The following is a 19,141-nucleotide window of genomic DNA, read 5'->3' on the forward strand; positions in this document are numbered from 1 at the left end:
ACTCTTTCTAACGTTTCTGTATGATTTCAAAGCGGATCTGAAACCATAAAATCGGAACTCATACAAAGAAAGTCGACTCAAAAACTCTTCAAAAAAAATACTACGAATGATTCTCTACAATTCATCCAAACTTCATTAGGCCAGGATCTCTTGAATGAATCGCGCGATTTCCATCTCCATAGATCGCGTCTAACTTTCGAACAGAAAAAGGATTCTTTTCATTCTTCCTATCTATCTCAGTTCTTCTAAGATTGACAAAATTTTTTACAATGAAAATCTAAACAAACATGAAAATGAATTCTTAGGATAGAGACCTATGACTTAAATCCGAATTGAAATCTTTTCAAGCTGAACGCTATATGAGTTTCAAAACAATTTCTACACGAGGAACCGAATGAAAAAAATAATCTACATTTCTATGATTTCTTCCATTACATTATCTGTTCTGATTAACCTTACCCTTTCAGCACAATCAGAAAGAAAAATAGAAACGACTGTCCACGACTTTATGGAAGACTATACTAAACCGGCAATCAAAGCTGCCAAAAAAGGAAAACCGGAATATATAGAAAAAATCTTAACAGCAATACCAAGTTTTGCACTGGAAGAACAAAAAGCGAAGTGGACTGAAATTTCTCAAGAAGCTTTAAAAACAAAAGACTATGAACAATCTTGCAAGTCTTGTCATAAAGAATTTAAGAAAGAATATAAGAAAACCTATCGCAAAAGACCAATTCAAGTTTCACCAGAATTGATCTCTTATTTGAAAGAACTTAAAAAATAAGTTTTAACTAAAAAGGATCTCTATAAAATAAATTTCTAATGGTCGTTCAATAGAATTGTTGAAAAATTCCATGGTAGAGATTCGCAAAACTGTTCCAATTATCTATTTCAACGGAAATAGATGGAGAATTCATTTTTCAACAATTCTAATGATGGTTTTTCAAAACTGTATTTGGCTCCTACAGAATCAAATACCATGAATTTTGAAACAAGTGAGCGATTAAAAATGAAATCCTTCACATATCTTAGCTAATCATTGTTCAAATAAAATCTTGATCTTTAGATCTTAAAATTTATTTTAAAAAGATAACCTTGATTATCCACATAATGAATGTTTGATGCAAGGGAACCCATTTATAATCTGTGCAGTTCCCACATTTTATTTTTTACGAAAAAATTAAGTTATTATAAAATAAAAATCTTATATCAAACTTGCGTTCAATTAGCTAAAACGTTAGAGTTAAAAAAAGCAGTAGTATCTAAGTTTTGAGATAAACTCTTTATAAAATTATTTTTACAACTAACACACATAAAATGAAAATATTAGAAAAAAACTAAAGTATGAATTAACGTGAATTCGGTTCGGCGTAAGGAACTCACGATTTTAAAAGGTAGAATCTGAACTCTCTACAGATCGATTCTTTAGATGCGGGAACTACCACAAAACTTAGATTTATCTGTAAAATGATGTGGGAACTCTCACAAATCACGATTTTACGAACAAATTCTAAAATTGTAGGGACTCATACTTTTAGAAAATTTTTCTTACGTCGAACTCACGTTAATTAAAGTTTTACACCTGCAAGTCCCAAAATAAATTGAAACTCGGTGGCAGAAACCGGTTGAATAGAAAGTCTAGACCCTTTTTTTAAAAGAATCATATTCTTTAATGGTTTATGTTTTTTCATTTCTTCCGTCGTTACGGGTATCGAAAATTTCTTTTTGAATTTAATATCCACCATAAACCAGGTAGGACTTTCAACTTTACTCTTAGGATCAAAATATTTATGAGAAGGATCAAAAGCAAAATGATCCGGATAACCAGGTTTTACTACTTCCGCAATTCCAACAACCGAAAGTGGATTTGCTCTACTATGATAAAATAGAACCAAATCTCCTTTTTGAACAAGATCGCGTAAATAGTTCCGGGCCTGATAATTTCTTACACCTTCCCAAGGTGCAGTTTTAGAAGGAGAATTATAAAGATCGTCGATTGAAAAGACGTCTGGCTCCGTCTTAAATAACCAGTAATTCATTCCATTCCGGCGTTATAAGCTGGATTCGTTTTAATCCCATTTTGTTTTTTAGATTTTACTGTTTTTTCCGGTTTTTTTTTGGTTCCTTCTTCATTTGCAGGATGAACAATCGTCATCAATTCGTCGTGAGAGATGGTTTCCTTGGCAAGAAGAGCTTTCGCTAAACCTTCAAACTTAGAGGCATTTTTGCGAACAAGATCCCTTCCTTTGTTCAAACAAGTTTGAATAATTTCACGGACCTCTTTGTCGATCATCGCAGCAAATTCTTCAGAATAATATTTACTGCTATGACCCATATCTCTTCCAATAAAAACATTAGCTTGATCGCCACTATAATTTACGGTTCCGAGTTTTTCCGACATCCCCCATTCGCAAACCATCTTACGCGCGATATTCGAAGCTTGCTGAATATCGTTGCTGGATCCGGTAGAAGTAACCCCAAACTTAAATTCTTCGGCGATAAATCCACCCATTGCTACTACGATCTGATCCAACCAATACGTTTTAGGAAGAATATGCTTATCTTCTTTTGGTAAAGATTGAGTTAGACCGAGGGCACGTCCTCTCGGAATGATCGTAACTTTATGAACTGGTTCTGTATAAGGAAGAAGAGTTCCCAGGATCGCATGTCCCGCTTCATGGTAAGCGATCACTTCTTTTTCTTTCTCGGAAATAAAGAACGATTTTCTCTCAGGACCCATCATTACTTTATCGCGTGCCTCTTCTAATTCTTCCTGAGTGACTCTTTTTTTATTTTTACGGGCCGCAAGCAACGCTCCCTCATTGATGAGATTCGCGAGATCCGCTCCTGTAAAACCTGGGGTCCCTCTCGCAATCGAATGAAGAGAAATATCACTGGTCATCGGAACTTTACGAGAATGAACTTTGAGAATTTCTTCTCTCCCTTTAATATCCGGAAGATCCACCATAACCTGACGATCAAAACGACCCGGACGGAGAAGAGCCGGGTCTAAAACATCTGCACGGTTAGTTGCAGCCATTACAATTACACCTTCGTTCTTTTCAAAGCCGTCCATCTCAACAAGCATCTGGTTTAGAGTTTGTTCTCTTTCGTCGTGACCACCACCAAGTCCGGCACCTCTTAAACGACCCACGGCATCTATCTCGTCTATAAATATGATACAAGGAGAATTCTTTTTACCTTGATCGAATAGATCCCTGACCCTCGAAGCACCAACCCCGACGAACATTTCTACGAAGTCCGATCCCGAAATGGAAAAGAAAGGAACTCCCGCTTCTCCAGCAACAGCTCTTGCAAGTAAGGTTTTACCAGTTCCAGGAGGCCCAACTAACAAAACACCGGTGGGAATTCTCGCACCGATTGCATGAAACTTTTTAGGATCTTTAAGGAATTCAATGATTTCGACTAATTCTTCTTTTGCTTCTTCGCAACCCGCCACATCTTCAAAAGTAACTTTTACTTTCGGATCCATAGTCATCTTCGCTTTGGATTTACCAAAGGAGAACGCCTTGTTTCCAGTAGACTGAATCTGTCTCATCATAATAAACCAAAAAAGACCGATCAAAATTACTATGAGTAAAATATTACTTCCGATCACGCTCCAAAATTTTCCTTCTTCCGCAGAACGAGCGTCAAAAGAAACATTAGCTCTTCTTAAAGAAGAAATTAAATCCTTGTCTAAAGGAGCAACCGTCGTTCTAAACTTAACCGGTTTAGCGGTTTTTGAATCGGCATATTCGGAAGGAATATAATAACCTTCGATTACGTCCTTTTCAATTTGGATTTTGTTGTATTTGTCAACGTTTCCCTTATATAGTTTACCGAGAGGTTTTTTACCTTCTACCGGTTCTAACATATTCAAAAAGTCTGAATAAGAAATATCTTTGGTAGCGCCTGCATTATTTTCGTAGTCGTAGGCGATGATCAAAACGACCATCATAATAATTAAAACGAAAAATACGTTTTTTAAATTTTTATTCATGGGGTTCTCCCTTTAACTTAGACACCTGTGAGATACACAAAACAGGCAAGAGGTTCCTTCCGATAGAATTTCACGTTTCTTCAAAAAGGCAAGGAAGAATTGGTAGAAACCATTAAAAGGCATTCAGAAGAGAACAAAAATCGGTCAGATTTTTTTACATCAAAGATGATATTTTTCGATTACGTCGTCCATATCTCCGAGCGAGATAGAACGAATCGCAGCTTCTGCATCATTGATGATTTGAATCAAACTTAAATTTTCCATCGGTTCGAAATCTTCCTTTAAAAAAGATTCCCTATTTTTCAGATTAAATCCGTCATTCTGAATACCAATTCGAATTCGAATGAAATTTGGAGAACGAAGAGATTGAACAATGGATTTTACACCTGGATGATCCGTCTCTTGAGTTCCTTTATCGACTACAATTCTACCAAGAGGAAGAGTCCAGTCTTCTTGAATGACTAAAATTTCTCCCACTTGGATTTTAAGAAACGAAGCGATATATAAAACGGATTCTCCCGAAAGATCGCTAAAAGTCTGAGGTTTTAAAAGTACAACCTCTTCTCCCTCAAAATCACCCCGACCGATCAAAGACTTTTTCTTTTTAGTCTTGATTTCAACATTGATGTTATTCGCGATAACATCTAAAATTTTGAAACCAATATTTGAACGGTTATTGTTGTACCTATCCCCTGGATTTCCAAGTCCGACGATCAGCTTCATGAATACCTATTCTGTTTATCAGATTTGATCTGATGAAAATTTTGTATTACTTCTTACCTTTTTTAGCTTTAGCGTCATCTGCAGCAGAGCCTTTAGCTTCCGCTCTTTCAGCGGCAAGAAGAGCTTTCGTTTTATTCACGGAAGTAACGATCGGATCACCGTTGATTAAAATTTCCCAACTTGTGGGAACTTTCAATTGGCTGATTTTAATCGAGTCGCCTACATCGAGATCGGTGACGTCTATCGTAAGATTTTCCAAAAGATCCTCTGGGATCGTCTTAACTCTGATTTCGTGAATAATATGTTCAAATTGACCTCCGGTTTTGGAACCTTTTGCAATTCCGGTGGTTTCGATACCGATTTTGGTAACAATCTTTTGACCTGGCACGACTTTATAAAAATCAACGTGACGGATTCTATCGATTTCTGGAAATCTTTGAATTTCTTTCACGAAAACTTTTTGTGCCCCTTGACCCTCTACATCGAGTTCAATCAAAGTTGACTGTCTGATACCAGAGTGAACCATCTTCTCCAGTTCTTTCTCGTTTACCGCTCCGGAAGTCGCAACTCCACCTCCGATAATATTTACAGGAACCATCCCAGATGAACGAAGACGATTGTTTTCGTTTTTACCGGTTGTTGTTCTTTTTTTAACTGCAATTTTGTGAATCGTGTTCTGGCTCATTCTTATATTACCTAACCTTAATCGAATAAAGTGCTTACGGATTGATTTGTATGAATCCTTTGAATTGCATTTGCAAACAAAGGAGCTACGGATAATGACTTCAATTTATTAATTTTCTTAGACTCAGGAATTGCAATCGTATTCGCAAGAACAACTTCAGAGAATTGAGTAGAGTTGATCCGATCCACTGCTTCTCCGGAAAGAACTCCATGAGTCGCTGCGCAATAAACGGATTTAGCTCCGTGTTTTAAAAGTACGTCCGCAGCCTTACAAATTGTACCTGCGGTGTCTATCATATCATCTAGAAGAATACAATTTTTTCCTTCTATTTCTCCGATCACATTCATCACTTCGGAAACGTTCGCTTTAGGTCTACGTTTATCAATGATTGCTAATGAACCGTTTACCTTTTTACCGAAAGCTCTAGCTCTTTCCGCACCGCCCGAATCTGGAGAAACGATTACTAAATCATCAATTTTCTTAGTATTTACATACTCGGCTAACACAGGAGCAAAATGCAGATTGTCCACCGGAACACGAAAGAACCCTTGAATCTGATCTGCGTGTAAATCCATAGTCAAAATCCGATCTAGTCCTACTACTTCTATCAGATCCGCAACAACTCTCGCAGAAATGGGAACACGGGGTTCTACCTTACGATCTTGGCGACCATAACCATAATATGGGATCACCACACTGATGCTGGACACGGAGGCTCTACGAAGAGCGTCCATAATTAAAATTAATTCCATCAAATGATCGTTAGCTGGGGCCGAAGTGGATTGAACGATAAAAACTTCTTTTCCACGAACGTTATCTTCGATTTTAACTGAAATTTCTCCATCAGAAAATTTCTTTAGATTAATTTTACCAGACTGAATTCCTAAATGAGTACAAATTTCTTCGGCGATTTGTTTGTTAGAATTTCCTGCAAATACAGCAATGTCTCCGTTCATGGATGGACCGCCTCCCCTTTAATTAAAGCGGAAAGCATCTGTAGATCTTCAGGGGAATTTACGCCATGACTTTCAAGATGATTTTTAAGTTTCATAGCGCCTAGTTTTTTTCCGGAGTTTCTATATAATTTCACTAGATCAGGAAGATAATATTCTCCCTGAGCGTTTTGATTTCCAATTTTTCTCAGAGAATCAAAAAGACCTTCTCCGTCGAATACATAGGTTCCAGTGTTAATTTCGTTGATCAATTTTTCTTCGGTAGAAGAATCTTTTTCTTCTACGATAGCTGTTACTTCACCGGAGGAGTTGCGGATAATTCTTCCATATCCTGTAGGTTTTTCTACGACTGCAGAAAGGATCGTTGCAGAAAATTCATTCTCTTTGTGTTGTTTTACTATATTAGAAAACGTTTCGGAAGTAATCATTGGAACGTCTCCACAGGCAACGATCACAGAACCTTGGAAATTTTTCAGTTCCGTTTCGGCGCAAAGAAGAGCATGAGCAGTTCCAAGTTGTTCTTTTTGTTCGGCAAAAGTAACACCTGGAATTTTGGAGCAAAGAGACTGAACCAATTCTTTTTTGTAACCTACTACTACTACGATCCGTTCTACACCAGAACCTTTTAGATGATCGAGTACATGTAAAAGCAGCGGTTTGCCATTGAGTTCTACCGCAACCTTAGGCTGATCCGTTTTCATACGGGTGCCCTTCCCTGCGGCTAATACCACAGCGACCTTATCCTGAGTAGGTTTCATCTTTAATCTATGTTAGTAATTTCATTGGCTGGGCTGCTAGGATTCGAACCTAGGAAATGGCGATACCAAAAACCGCTGCCTTACCACTTGGCGACAGCCCAGTTTCTAAAAGTTAAATCGTACGAATGTGAGATTTGAGAATTCCTGCCTAAGCCTTTGTAACAGTTCTTCTTGGATCTCGAGACCCTGCACCAGCCCGTACATACTCGAACCCGAACCGGTCAAAGAACAATAACTGGATCCAAACTCCAGAAATTTGTCCTTGAGAACTCCCAATTCCGGATGAAGTTGGAAGGCAACCGGCTCAAAATCATTCCAGAGCCTACCCTGAAGAGAGCTCCAATCTCCATTTTTTAGTATAGAAATTAGATTTTTCGACAGAGTGTTTCCATTTTTCTGAGAAGCGCTCTCTTGTAAAGGTTTTTTCAATAAGGAGTACATTTCCGATGTATTCATCACCTGCGGAGTTAACGCAAGAATTCCTTGTCCATGATGAACTTCTATTTCTTCTAAAATTTCTCCCTTCCCAGTAACGAAGGCATGTCCTTCTCCTAAAAAAAAAGGAACATCGGAACCAATTTCAGCAGCAAGAACGAACATTTCATCGGAAGTAAAAAAAGGACACCAAGAAAAAAGAAAGTTTAATAAAGAAGCCGCGTTTGTACTTCCTCCTCCAAGACCACCTGCCGGAGAAATCCGTTTTGTAAGATGAATTTTCACACCCGGAAGTTCTGGAAAAAGAGATCTCGCCTTTATAAAAGTTTTATAAAGAATATTATTTTTAATATCACCTCTTTCGGAAACCTGATCATATAGTTTACGTTTTTCTAATATAATTTCGTTATTGGAAAAAAGTTCAAAAACCCCGTTAGACGCAGGTTCTATTTCTATATCATCACCCCAAGAAATTTTTAAAAATACACTTCGAATTTCGTGAAACCCATCAAGACGTTTAAATGGAATTTCCAATCCAAGATTAATCTTAGCAGGAGAAATCAACGTTTACTCCAAAACAGTTTATGAAAAAAAAATTCAAACCGGCAAATGACACACGCGTCTTTTATTAGAATTTTATTTGTAAGTATTATCAATTCTTCCATTAGTGAACCTTTATAAAATTCGAAGACAACTTTCTCAATACCAATTTCTTCATGAAATCTTCGTTTTGCGATTGTCATTTAATAAAAAATCCATGCCTACAATGGTTTTTTATCGATTCGTTTTAACGAAAAAAAAAAAAAAAACGAAAGAACCAATGTTCCAACAAATCAATAATTAAAGTATTCATATTTTGCACTTAAACGGGCTTTTGTGATAAGATTTGCGGCTCTCTATTATATAGCTCCTAAAAGTTCAAATGTAACATTAAACACATGATTTCTGTTTTATGAAATTTATAGACAAATAATAAATTTCGAAACTAGTAAAAAATAATCTGAAATAAAAACATAAAAATTTTTAAATTTCATGTTTTTCTAATATTTTTTAAAAAACATTGGCACGATCGTATCTAATGAAGAATCGATTCTAATTCTCTCAGAATCCGCTTTGCCAAATGAGTAGGACGTTCCAAAATTACATTTTTTCCAAATGGAAGAATTGTTTCCAAAAACCAGTTTTCTTCCCGAATTTTGGCTTTGGATAAATGATAAACGACATTATCCAATTTTTGAGTTTTTTCGGTTCTTTCCAAATCAAGTTTACGATTGAGATTATAAAACACTTCCCGAGTATGCCAAATTTCTGCGATTCCGGATGAATTCTCCCAACTTTTACGAAATTCTTCAAATTCTCGAATATAATCTGATTTTTTTTGACCAGCTGGTTGCAAGATCGGGTCCGAACCAATTTTTAAGGAAAGAATATTGTCCAAGCGAAAATTTCGAGGCGCCTTTCGTTCATGACAATATCCTAATAAATAATCTTCTAATGAATGAAATAAAAACCAAGGATCTACTTTTCTAAGAGTAGATTTTTCGCCCATTCTGGATTGATATTCCAGGATTAAAGATTTTTCGTTTTGAATCGCATTTTGAATATTAGTTTTGTAAACCGAAAGTGCTTCCTGGCCAGCAATGGGAACAATAGAAATGATTTTCTGAAGTATTTTACGAGCAGTTGAATTTGTTTTTGGATCGGAGCTGGCTTCTACAACTTCTTCTAAAATTTTTCTAAGTGTTAGCCATTCTCGAATACTCAAACGTAAACTAGAATCAAAACGAAAAGGTAAAATCAAACCAAATGTATCCGTTTCTGAATCATAATCGACTTGGATCAAATCGGCGACGTGAGGAGTTGCCCCCAGAAAAAAAAGTTCTCCCAATTGTTCTTTTAAATCTTTTTGATTGTTGATTCCGGTCACACTGGCAAGTTCTTCGAGAGTCATTCGTTTACCATCTCGAAGATGGCGAATCAGATTCAATTTAAAATTCAGTCGAACTGTACTTGGATTCACACCTCAAATGTAAAAATGGCACACATTCTGTAAACCGGAAATGTAAGAATCTTGGTTTCGAACATTCCAAATCAAACAACTTCTCGCAGACATAAATTTTCGATTTTAAAGTTTGGGGCAACTCCTGCTAAATCTTATTTCTATTAAATGATTTAAACCGTAGGACCGGACTTATTTCGCGAAAAAGGCCTTCGGCATCACTTTTTCTTACGGAAAAAGTTATATTGCGGGCGCATTCGGTCGCCTCAATGGCGACTATTTCGCACGCCCCATATTCCTATCACAAATAACTGATCCAACTACTGAGATTTCCATAAGTTCTAAAAACGGAAAAGAATTTTCATTTATCTTTAAAAAAAGTATATAAATATTTTAGAATATACCTAGAAACCTAAAATTACAAAAAAAGCATTATAAAAGTTTATCTTTATGATCCTTATAAAGTTAAGTATCTTAAATTTTTATAATAAAGCCTTATTTATCTAAACATCAGATTATAGGAACTCCTATAAAAATTGAAAAACAAGTAAGATTATTCAAATGTTCATAAATCTTCAATATAATTATTTCCGTGGGAACTCTTCAGTTTTATAATGAATAAAGAATTCTAATTGATTAGAGTTGTTGAAAAATGAATTCTTCATTTATTTCCGTTGTATTGAAACGGACAATTGAAACAGTTTTGCTAATCCCATTATAGAATTCTTCAACAATTTTATTGTTTTAAAAAGTTCTAAGTCCTCTTTACCGGTTGAATCATTTGTTTTTTACGAATTCCTATATAGTAAAACACTATAAACTTTGTAAACAAATCCTGGCTTAGAGATAGAATTTTGGATACTGATTATATAGTCGCAAGTAACGCTAAAGTTTTCATGTGAATTTCCACAATTAAAACTTTTAAAACAAATTCTTTGATAACGTAAGTTTCGGCGTAAGGATTCGTTTTATAAAAACCTAATTTTTCTGCAAAAAGTAAATATGGGAACTCTTTTGAATTTCGATTACAAAAAATATGAATATTTAAAAATTTGTAATGTGACTTAATCTGTGAGAACTACCACAAATATATATTTTAACATGAGTTCAGTCCAATGCGAAAGTGATTTATGTTGCGACCATAGAAGTAATATTGAGTTTTTCTTTCGCCAAGATTTTCTTACTTCGAAATCACGTTAAATAGGACTCAAAGAGTAGATATTGCATTTCTTTGAATTTAGAAATACAGCAATACTATATTCCACCAACCTCATTGAACTGAAAACAGGGAATCAAACTCAAGAAACTACATCCTGATTGACAATCAAAAATAGGAAAAGATTCTTTCGAAGTGCGAAAGATATTTCTCATTTTAATACTGAGTTTACCAGTTCTGTATTACATCATAACCGTCCTAAGTTGGGAAAAGAAAAAGAAAATTCCGATCACAGGAGATGAGCCACATTATCTAATGATTTCGGAAAGTATTCTAAAAGATTGGGATTTTGATCTTAAAAATAACTACGAAGAAGACAGAGTCACAAAAAAAATCATCGGTCCTGTAGATGTAGAAAATCATACGATAGAAAAAAATGGAAAATACTATAGTATTCATTCGATTGGAACTTCCTGCATTGTATCAATCGGATATACAATTTACGGAATTGTGGGCGCTCGAATAAGCCTTGCTCTTTTAGCTGGGATTTTACCTTTTTTATTCTATCAATTGGGAAAAACGTTTCAATTCGTTGGAATGGAAGCGGCAGGGATTGCGGTTTTATATTCAATTAGCCTTCCGTTTCCTTTGGCTGCAGGACAAATTTTTCCGGACCTACCAACCGGAGTATTATTGATCTTAGTTTTTACGATTTTACTTAGAATTGATTCTAAAACTTATAGAGACATTCTCTCGCCAAACATATTCTCACCAACTCCAGAAGTTTTAAAAAAAATATTCAAAAATCAAAATATTCTTATTTTTATATGTGGAATTACAATCGGAAGCCTAATCTGGTTCCATGTAAAAAATCTCCCGATAATAACATTTATACTTTTTTGGATTCTAATTGATAAAAAGTTAAATCTAAAATCCAAAGGAATACTACTTGGAACTTCTTTATTTTTTATTTTGAGCTTTTTGATTTGTAATCTTATATGGTTCCAATCGATTTTTGGTCCTTATGGAGAAAAAAATTCTCCTCCTACGTTCGACCTAAATTTTTCTCATTGGATCACAGTGTTTTTAGGTCTTTTTATGGATCGAAACCAAGGACTTTTTTTTCAAAATCCTATGATATGGCTTCAGGGAATTATTGGCTTTTTATTACTCATTCGAGATACAAATTCAAGAAGGATCGGAGTCCTCTTATTATTAGTTTTGATTTTACAACTTGGGCTCAACGCAGGACATCCTTGTTCTTATGGATGCCTTTCACTTCCGGGAAGATTTCAATGGAGTGCCGCAGTTTTATTTTTTTTACCCGTTCTTTATGGATGGAAAGTATTCAATTCTTTATCTAAAAAAGTGATCTGGAAAGTTTATGTCATTTATCAAATTTGGATCGGAAAATATTGGTTTGATCACACCGCCTCTCTCTATCACTTAATGGAGCCAAACTCCGATAAAAGATCCGGTTTTTTTCCGAAAAAAATTCTTCCTTATTTACCCTCGTGGACCGATCCCAATTTATCTTGGAAAGATTTATTAAATTGGATTTGGATTGGAATTTTTTTACTGCCGATATTAATATTGAGTTACCTTTGGGTTCGGAACAATCGTAAGAGTCCCAAGGTCTGAATCCTTTAGTTGACAAAGAAACTCAATAAGAACCAGTATTTTAAAAGTAAAAGGATCCAACAAATCATCATGAAACCGAATTTGTATATAAACTTTCTTAGAACCGTGGTTTACAGCGTGCCCCAAAACCTAATTGTATTTTATCGAAAAAATCGATCTAGAACACTCAGAACCTCATTTCTATTGGCGCTCAACAGGTTCTACCCCAGTTTTAGAACAAGTTCTTATTGCAAGAACTCAACATTTTCTTCCAAAAAAGTTCAAATTTTAAAACCAAAACAAATATTTTTTTCAAGAATATTAAATAAATTGAATACATTGACTTTCTGTAACCGCAACAAATCAAACCCAATCATAGATTTCGTTTCTAAAAAAATATTCATCGTTTACTTTTTAGTCATTTCGATCGCTTCTTCAAACCTAATTGCCCAAGAAGAAAATCAAACCGTAAAAGAAAAGATGACCTGTCAAAAAATTGAACTCATCATAAACGGACAAAAATATGACGACGGACATAAATGTATATCTGCAGAAGCAATTTGTTATTTGGTAGAAGGTCTTTCTTTGAGTTGTTTCGCAAAACCAAATAACGAACAAATTTCTGATAAACCAAAAACAAATTAAAAGAAATCTTTACAATATTCAAAAACGATTATTATCCAATTAAATTTTCGCATAAAACCGCAGCGTCATAACTATCATAAGAATTAAAAAAACATTTCATAAAGAGTTTTTAAAATAAATTTTCTTCATGTTTTTTATTAAAACGCACGAATAATTTCATTTTGCTAATAGATATAAAATCTCAAGGGATCCGATTACTTTTTTGGATTTTATAGAGTTTTCTAAAACAAATTCTAGGTTCATTTGTTTTTATTTTAGAATCTTCCCCAGAACTTCAAAAAATCAGAATTACAAAGTTTTTCATAATTTAACGTGAACTTGGTGTAAGGATTCATTTTATAAAAACCCGATTTCTCCATAAAAAATAAATGTGAGAACTAGCACGAATCATAATTTTAAGAACAAATTCTAAAATTGTATAAGCTCACTATATTTAGAAAATCCTTTCTCATTTTCTTACATTCAACTTACGTTAATTTAGAGCTTGTTCCAAAATCTCAAAGTACGGGAACTACTAAACAAGATTAGAACTACTCGAAAGTTCACAAATTCCCAAATGCGACTAATTTGTAAAAACTACTGCATTTTATTAAAAATTTCTAAAGAATCAGCACGTAAAAATTCTTTGGAGTTTTTGGACAAGCTCTTAGATTTGTATGACTTCCTACATTTTCAGAATATATCTGTAAAACAAAGATTTGTGAGAAACTCTCACATTTTTTGTAAAAAAATTTTGAAAAATTCTCTCAAATAAATTTAGCATATTCTCATTAATCATTTCTAGTTGCAGATGATGAATTTCACTAATTCTTGTAAAAAATTAAATACTGTAAATTTTCATCTCACTCAAAACTATATAATAAAAGTATTTAGTATTTTACGCTGAAACAAGTTGTGTAATAAAAATTTAAGTATTAGAATTGTTGAAAAATTAATTCTCCATCTGTTTCTATTTTATGGAAACCGGCAATTGAAGCAGTTTTGTTAATCATCACTATGGAATTTTTCAACAACTCTATTCAATTTTATAAATCTCAGTACAATAAAAAAGGCGCCCTTAGCGCCTTTTTTATTTTTAGTCTATGAAAAAGAAAATGAACGAAAATATTAAAGGCTTCCTAAAACGGATTGATATCTTTGAGCTTCTTTTTCTAAAGCTTGAGCCTGTTTCAAATATTTTTGGGATTGAACGCTGCTTGCGAGAAATTTTCCACCGGTAGATCTTCTTGCAAGTTCACGAAGTTCTTCCGCCCTGGTTACTTTTTGTTGAGCAATCGCTTTCAAATAATTTCCAATCGCAGTCTTTTGTTCTTTAGTAACTGCGCTTTCAACAAGCGCCTTTTCCAAAAGTTGATCTTCAACTTCTTCGGATACGGCAAATAGAGAACCTACAGATAAAAAACCAAAAAGGGAAACGATAAAAATCAGTTTATTTATTTTCATGATTGAAACCTCAGATGAGCATTTTTAGAAGAGCGAATCTTCAGTACTATTCTGACTCCACCGCTGTAAGAAATAAATCAAAAAAAAATTTATATCTTCTTTTTTGAAAAATTATTTCAAATACTTTATAAATTTTGTATATTCTATTTTCATTAAGCATTTTTAATTATAGATGATATGAAAGCATACATTCCGGTTAAAGTAAGCTTATTGCTTACGATTTTGATTTCAAAATTGATTGTGATAAGCACAACATAAAAAAGTATGCCTAATCAAGATACGTTTGTCCAGCTATAACACAACATTCTTCATTTTATAAACAATTTCTCTCAAAACTGTTTCTCAAAATGAGAAAATTGTACTCATTATAATCATTCAAAGTTCATTTTCAAAAAAAATAAGAAAAAAATGTCCATTCAGTCAGCATTGCTTAATTTTTAGGCATCCAAATTTCAAAAAATCGGATCTATATACAGCAAAACCTCTCACAAATGAATAAATCGTAGTTAAATTGATGTAAATTTTTCTTTCGGATTTGATTTTGGAGAATATTTTTATAAAAGCCCTAATAATTAACGTGAATTCGTAGTAAGAAAATGAATTTTCTTAAAATATGAGTTCCTACATTTTGAAAGTTTTACTACAAAATTTAAGTTTGCAGTAGTTCCTAGAGATCACATCGCATTGGCCCGTCTTGAAGTTTAAAACAGATTTTCCATACTAATGTTTGTGGCAGCTCCCACATTTTAAGAATCGATCTGTAAAGTTCAAATCCCAGTTTTTCAGAAAAATGAATTCATTACGCCAAATTCACGCTAATTATATTTTCCAAGATGTCCTGATTCTGCTCTAAACTATTTAAAAGAATATCTAATACTTTTTGTTCTAATAGTGGATTACGATCAAAACTTAAGATATCCAGTTTTATCAGAAAAACTCTACCGCAAAATTTAGAATTAATTCTCTTTGAAACTCAATAAAAAGCGGTAAGTTCTTAAAGATCACATCTCTTTATTACACATATCTGCAAAGTTATTGTAAATTTTGATCTCAACAACTACTGCTTGGATATATAAAAAATTCTATAGTGGAAATTAGTAAAATTACTTCAATTATCCATTTCAGCTCAACAGAAACATAGAGATTTAATTTTTAAAAAACTCTAATGTTATTTTCATATACAAGTAGTAAAAAATGTTTTAAGGATTTTATTATAGCTGTAGAAAAATTAATTTTTTTCGCTTATCATTGAAACAAATGAATAAAACTATTTTGTTACTGATCTATATAAATTGAATATATTAAATTTTTATTATAAATTTTGTTTAGAGCTTGTTCCAAATCCTAAACGCTGACCCTTAAGAAGGTGTTTTTCGAACGACCTGCAGAGCGCCAATGTATTGAGTTCAGGAAGTAAGATTGAGTTTCACAAAAGAAAGAGCCGATATTATTTCACTCCGGATAAGGTCACTGAAAATGCCTTCATAAAGAGTTTTAACGGAAAAATGCGAAATGAATGCCTAAATGAAAACTAGTTCAAAAATATTGAAGAAGCCCAGCGCCTTATCGAAGAATGGAGAATCTTCTACAATTCAGAAAAGCCGCCTAGTTCACTCGGAGGTCTGACATATTTAAAACATTCTGATTGAGTAGATTTTCATACATTACACTGATACTAAAAACGGGACACGTAAAGATACTTCTGAGTAAAACTAACTTACTACAACAGTGTATAAAAATAACACGTTAGATTTGTTTCAAAAAGTTAGAATCTAAAATCTCACTCAAAAACATAAACTCCTCAATCTATAAAAGCTTTTACTTTTTCGCAGAAACTACAGTTAACTACAGTTTATTTTCTGTATTCATTTTCATACGTTTTTGTAAAAACATTAAAAAAATAGAACTGTGCTTTTGACTCTCGGAACCGTATTCGATAAGAGGAAAAAATGAAAAACAAAGTTCAATACAGTTCAGCACAACAAAAAGTAATCAATGAAAACACAAGATTTGTACAAGTAGTCGCCGCCGCAGGTTCTGGTAAAACGAGCACGATGGTTGGGATTATCGAAAGAATTTTAGTTGAAAACTTATTTCCAAAAGAATCCGTTTTGGTTTTAACCTTTTCGCGCAAAGCCGCAATAGAAATTTCAAATAGGATTCAAAAAGTCACAGATAAAAATTCTATCAGAGTTCAAACATTTCATGCGTATTGTTTGTATGCTCTCAGCCAATGGCATCCTAAATTTACATTAAAAAAACCTAAAATTCTTTCTCCAGAAGAAAAAAATCAATTCTACCGAGGATTCTTAAAAAAAGAACGTAATAAAATCGGCGGAATTCCGTATGATTTTTTTTGGGCGGAAAATATTCCTTTTATCCAAGAAAATTTTTCAGAACTCAAAAAAGATTTAGAATTTGCTTATCAAAAATTTAAATATAACAACGGCTTTTTAGATTTTGAAGACTTAGTAAAAATGTTCTTAGACGGTCTTAAAAACGAAGAGGAGTGGACCTCTGAACCCAGAAGCCTCCTCCAAAAAATCATCGTAGATGAATTTCAAGATACGGATTTAGAACAACTTGAATTTCTAAAGTTGTTATCTCAAAGAGCGTCTATCGTTGTCGTAGGAGACGACAGCCAAGCGATTTATAGTTTTCGAGGAACTTCTCCCGAAGCTTTTTTAAACTTTCAACATCTTTTCCAACCCTGTAAGGTTCACTTTTTAAACACAAATTACCGATCTCTTCCGGAAATTATACACACATCCTCGATTCCAATCCAAAAAAATCATCATAAAATCAACAAAGAAGTTTTCCCTTTTCGTCACGAAAAAGGTTTTGTGGGAAAGATCTTCATCGAAGAAGCAGCTGACCTAATTCCATTTCTTAACCGAGCGATCCTTACTTCAAAAGACGATTTTAAAATTTTATGTAGATCTAATTTTAGGATTTCTGAATATATTAGAGAAGGTATTCCAAAACGTTATCTAATGACGATCCATGCAAGCAAAGGTTTAGAATTCCATACTGTATTTGTAGACGTTGCAGATGGTTGGAACGCAAGACTCGATTCTACTTTAAAGACTATTGAAGAAGAAAGAAGAATTCTATATGTTGGCTTATCAAGAGCCAAAGATCGTTTATTGATCTTAGGAACCAGTAAAAATTCCAGAAGAGAAACGATAGAAAATATATTTTTCCATTATTTCAAAAAACTCAAAAATATAGTTCCGGAAGATTTAATCTAAGATTTTTTTTACCCATGCTCATACAAAAACAAAAGCCGATCGCATGTTCTTTTACCGTAGCCACTTTAGATTTAAAAATAATTTTCTGAATTCTATTTTTTGCCCGATCATTCTTTAAATAGAAATATTCTAACCTTTGCAAATGCCAATTTATTTAGGAAAAGTTGTAAATCGATTATTAATTAATTCTAAAATGCTTAACTCTTGCAATTTCTTTAGGAAAGTCTTAATCAATCGTTTTCTAAATTGAACTTGATCGCAATCATTGAATTTTAAAGCATCCAGATTCAATTGAAATCAATTTCCTTTAGAGCTGTCCAAAATCCTGTCGAGCGACCGACGCTGAGTTGCCACCGACCTTAGGGAGGTTTGCTAAGTTACTTCGAACGACACTTAGAAAGTGAGATTGAGTTTCACAAAAATGTGGAAACTACTACGAAAATTTAACGACATTAGAACTGCTCGAAAGTTCGCAAATCGCCAAATGTGACAAAATCTGTAGGAGCTACTGCATTTGATTATAAATTTCTAAAAAATGATTGTGTAAAAAAATTTTTGGGGTTTTGGGACAAACTCTGATCGTGTTGGTATTAGAATTTTCAAATCCAGGTTCGTTTAAAAACAAAGTAAAACAAAAACAGAACTCTTTTTGTTATCAGTTGACTATAAAATGAATTTCTAATTTAATTAAGGTCTTTAAATTGTTGTTTCTTTATTAAACTAAATAGAATTGTTGAAAAATTAATTCTCCATTTGTTTCTATTTTATGGAAATGGGTAATTGAAGCAGTTTTGTTAATCGGAGCTAGGGAATTTTTCAACAACTCTAATAATAATTCCCATATTTTAAAGTTTCAAATAACGTGAGTTCATATAAGAAAGTATTTGAATAAAAAAGTAGGACACGCTTTCAATTCTTATAAATCAAGTATATTCTAATTCTCTAAAATATTCTTTGGAAGGGAAAAATCCCCCTGAATGTCGATCCTTAGAGAAGTATTCGCTGAGTTTTTTTGGCTTCAAAAGATCGGATTTATATAAGGAGCATTTTGTTGAGTTTGAACGCAACCTACAGAGCGACCATATTACTGATCTCTAGAAAATTGAGTACCGTTAATTCTATCACAAAGCGCTGATTCTATGTAAAATCGAAGGTCCTTATTATATAGTTATGAGTAAGTTCAAGGACAAAGAAAGATTTTGTTAAAAACTCAAGGAGCACATTGAACTTAAAAAACTAAATGAAACACTTTTTACGAAAGTGTTTCAGGCCACAAACCATTTTAGCGATTGAGATTTACAAATAATTCACCAAGATTTTCTTACACCAAATCTGTGTTATATGGTCATTTTTGAAAAAGAGATAAAGAAGAGAATAACGTAAATTAAATGCCATCCAGAGTGAAATGTAAAAACAATCCTCGTCCAATCAAATTTGAAATCGAGTGATAACCATGGAAGTGAAAACGCT

The 19,141-nt window shown here is 33.6% G+C and carries 14 protein-coding genes, 1 tRNA gene and 1 pseudogene; 5 read left to right on the forward strand and 11 right to left on the reverse strand.

Going from position 1 to position 19,141, the window contains the following annotated elements; all coding sequences use genetic code 11:
• The first annotated feature begins 394 nt into the window (after positions 1-394).
• Entirely contained in the window at positions 395-784 is a 390-nt protein-coding gene (locus tag BW942_RS03400; protein WP_000721126.1) for a hypothetical protein, read from the forward strand.
• 784 nt (positions 785-1,568) lie between these two features.
• Here BW942_RS03400 and BW942_RS03405 read toward each other — a convergent pair.
• From BW942_RS03405 to BW942_RS03450, 10 genes are all read right to left on the reverse strand, one after another.
• The gene (locus BW942_RS03405) at positions 1,569-2,039 is read right to left on the reverse strand and encodes an EVE domain-containing protein (RefSeq protein WP_001110309.1); all 471 of its coding nucleotides are present in this window, start codon (positions 2,037-2,039) and stop codon (positions 1,569-1,571) included.
• Positions 2,036-4,003, reverse strand: a complete 1,968-nt coding sequence (ftsH, locus tag BW942_RS03410; protein ID WP_017861772.1) for an ATP-dependent zinc metalloprotease FtsH — start codon at positions 4,001-4,003, stop codon at positions 2,036-2,038. The genes BW942_RS03405 and ftsH overlap by 4 nt, the downstream gene beginning before the upstream one ends.
• Before the next feature lie 159 nt (positions 4,004-4,162).
• Complete coding sequence (gene pth / locus BW942_RS03415; protein WP_002969751.1) at positions 4,163-4,726, reverse strand: aminoacyl-tRNA hydrolase; 564 nt, start codon at positions 4,724-4,726, stop codon at positions 4,163-4,165.
• 46 nt (positions 4,727-4,772) lie between these two features.
• Positions 4,773-5,411 carry a 50S ribosomal protein L25/general stress protein Ctc gene (locus BW942_RS03420; RefSeq protein ID WP_000081487.1) on the reverse strand — a complete coding sequence of 213 codons (639 nt, stop codon included), beginning with the start codon at positions 5,409-5,411 and terminating at the stop codon, positions 4,773-4,775.
• Positions 5,412-5,428: 17 nt separating this feature from the next.
• Entirely contained in the window at positions 5,429-6,367 is a 939-nt protein-coding gene (locus BW942_RS03425; protein WP_001012709.1) for a ribose-phosphate diphosphokinase, read from the reverse strand.
• On the reverse strand, positions 6,364-7,122 hold the full coding sequence (locus tag BW942_RS03430; RefSeq protein ID WP_000805357.1) for a sugar phosphate nucleotidyltransferase: 759 nt from the start codon (positions 7,120-7,122) through the stop codon (positions 6,364-6,366). Before BW942_RS03430 ends, BW942_RS03425 begins: the two co-directional genes overlap by 4 nt.
• A 25-nt stretch (positions 7,123-7,147) precedes the next feature.
• Positions 7,148-7,223 (reverse strand) — tRNA-Gln (locus BW942_RS03435).
• Between the two features lie 4 nt (positions 7,224-7,227).
• The gene (locus BW942_RS03440; RefSeq protein WP_000625234.1) at positions 7,228-8,121 is read right to left on the reverse strand and encodes a 4-(cytidine 5'-diphospho)-2-C-methyl-D-erythritol kinase; all 894 of its coding nucleotides are present in this window, start codon (positions 8,119-8,121) and stop codon (positions 7,228-7,230) included.
• Complete coding sequence (locus BW942_RS03445) at positions 8,118-8,300, reverse strand: hypothetical protein (RefSeq protein ID WP_000150599.1); 183 nt, start codon at positions 8,298-8,300, stop codon at positions 8,118-8,120. Before BW942_RS03445 ends, BW942_RS03440 begins: the two co-directional genes overlap by 4 nt.
• A 332-nt stretch (positions 8,301-8,632) precedes the next feature.
• Positions 8,633-9,544 carry a helix-turn-helix transcriptional regulator gene (locus tag BW942_RS03450; protein ID WP_001049175.1) on the reverse strand — a complete coding sequence of 304 codons (912 nt, stop codon included), beginning with the start codon at positions 9,542-9,544 and terminating at the stop codon, positions 8,633-8,635.
• 1,363 nt (positions 9,545-10,907) lie between these two features.
• On the opposite strand from BW942_RS03450, the gene BW942_RS03455 reads away from it, so the two are divergent.
• Positions 10,908-12,353: a hypothetical protein gene (locus BW942_RS03455; protein WP_001225817.1), complete on the forward strand. Its 1,446-nt coding sequence runs from the start codon at positions 10,908-10,910 to the stop codon at positions 12,351-12,353.
• A gap of 69 nt (positions 12,354-12,422) precedes the next feature.
• Positions 12,423-12,977: a hypothetical protein gene (locus BW942_RS03460; protein ID WP_017855220.1), complete on the forward strand. Its 555-nt coding sequence runs from the start codon at positions 12,423-12,425 to the stop codon at positions 12,975-12,977.
• A gap of 1,107 nt (positions 12,978-14,084) precedes the next feature.
• Here BW942_RS03460 and BW942_RS03470 read toward each other — a convergent pair.
• A complete protein-coding gene (locus BW942_RS03470) occupies positions 14,085-14,420 on the reverse strand; it encodes an LIC10421/LIC12816 family protein (RefSeq protein WP_000700529.1) in 336 nt (111 codons plus the stop codon).
• A 1,454-nt stretch (positions 14,421-15,874) separates the two neighbouring features.
• Here BW942_RS03470 and BW942_RS22200 point away from each other — a divergent pair.
• Together BW942_RS22200 and BW942_RS03480 are read left to right on the forward strand one after the other, a co-directional pair.
• Positions 15,875-16,069, forward strand: a pseudogene (locus BW942_RS22200) (integrase core domain-containing protein); the annotation flags it as partial.
• A gap of 300 nt (positions 16,070-16,369) precedes the next feature.
• On the forward strand, positions 16,370-17,671 hold the full coding sequence (locus BW942_RS03480) for a UvrD-helicase domain-containing protein (RefSeq protein WP_000792448.1): 1,302 nt from the start codon (positions 16,370-16,372) through the stop codon (positions 17,669-17,671).
• Positions 17,672-19,141 lie beyond the last annotated feature (1,470 nt).

This window comes from Leptospira interrogans, assembly GCF_900156205.1.
Classification (GTDB): Bacteria; Spirochaetota; Leptospiria; order Leptospirales; family Leptospiraceae; genus Leptospira; species Leptospira interrogans.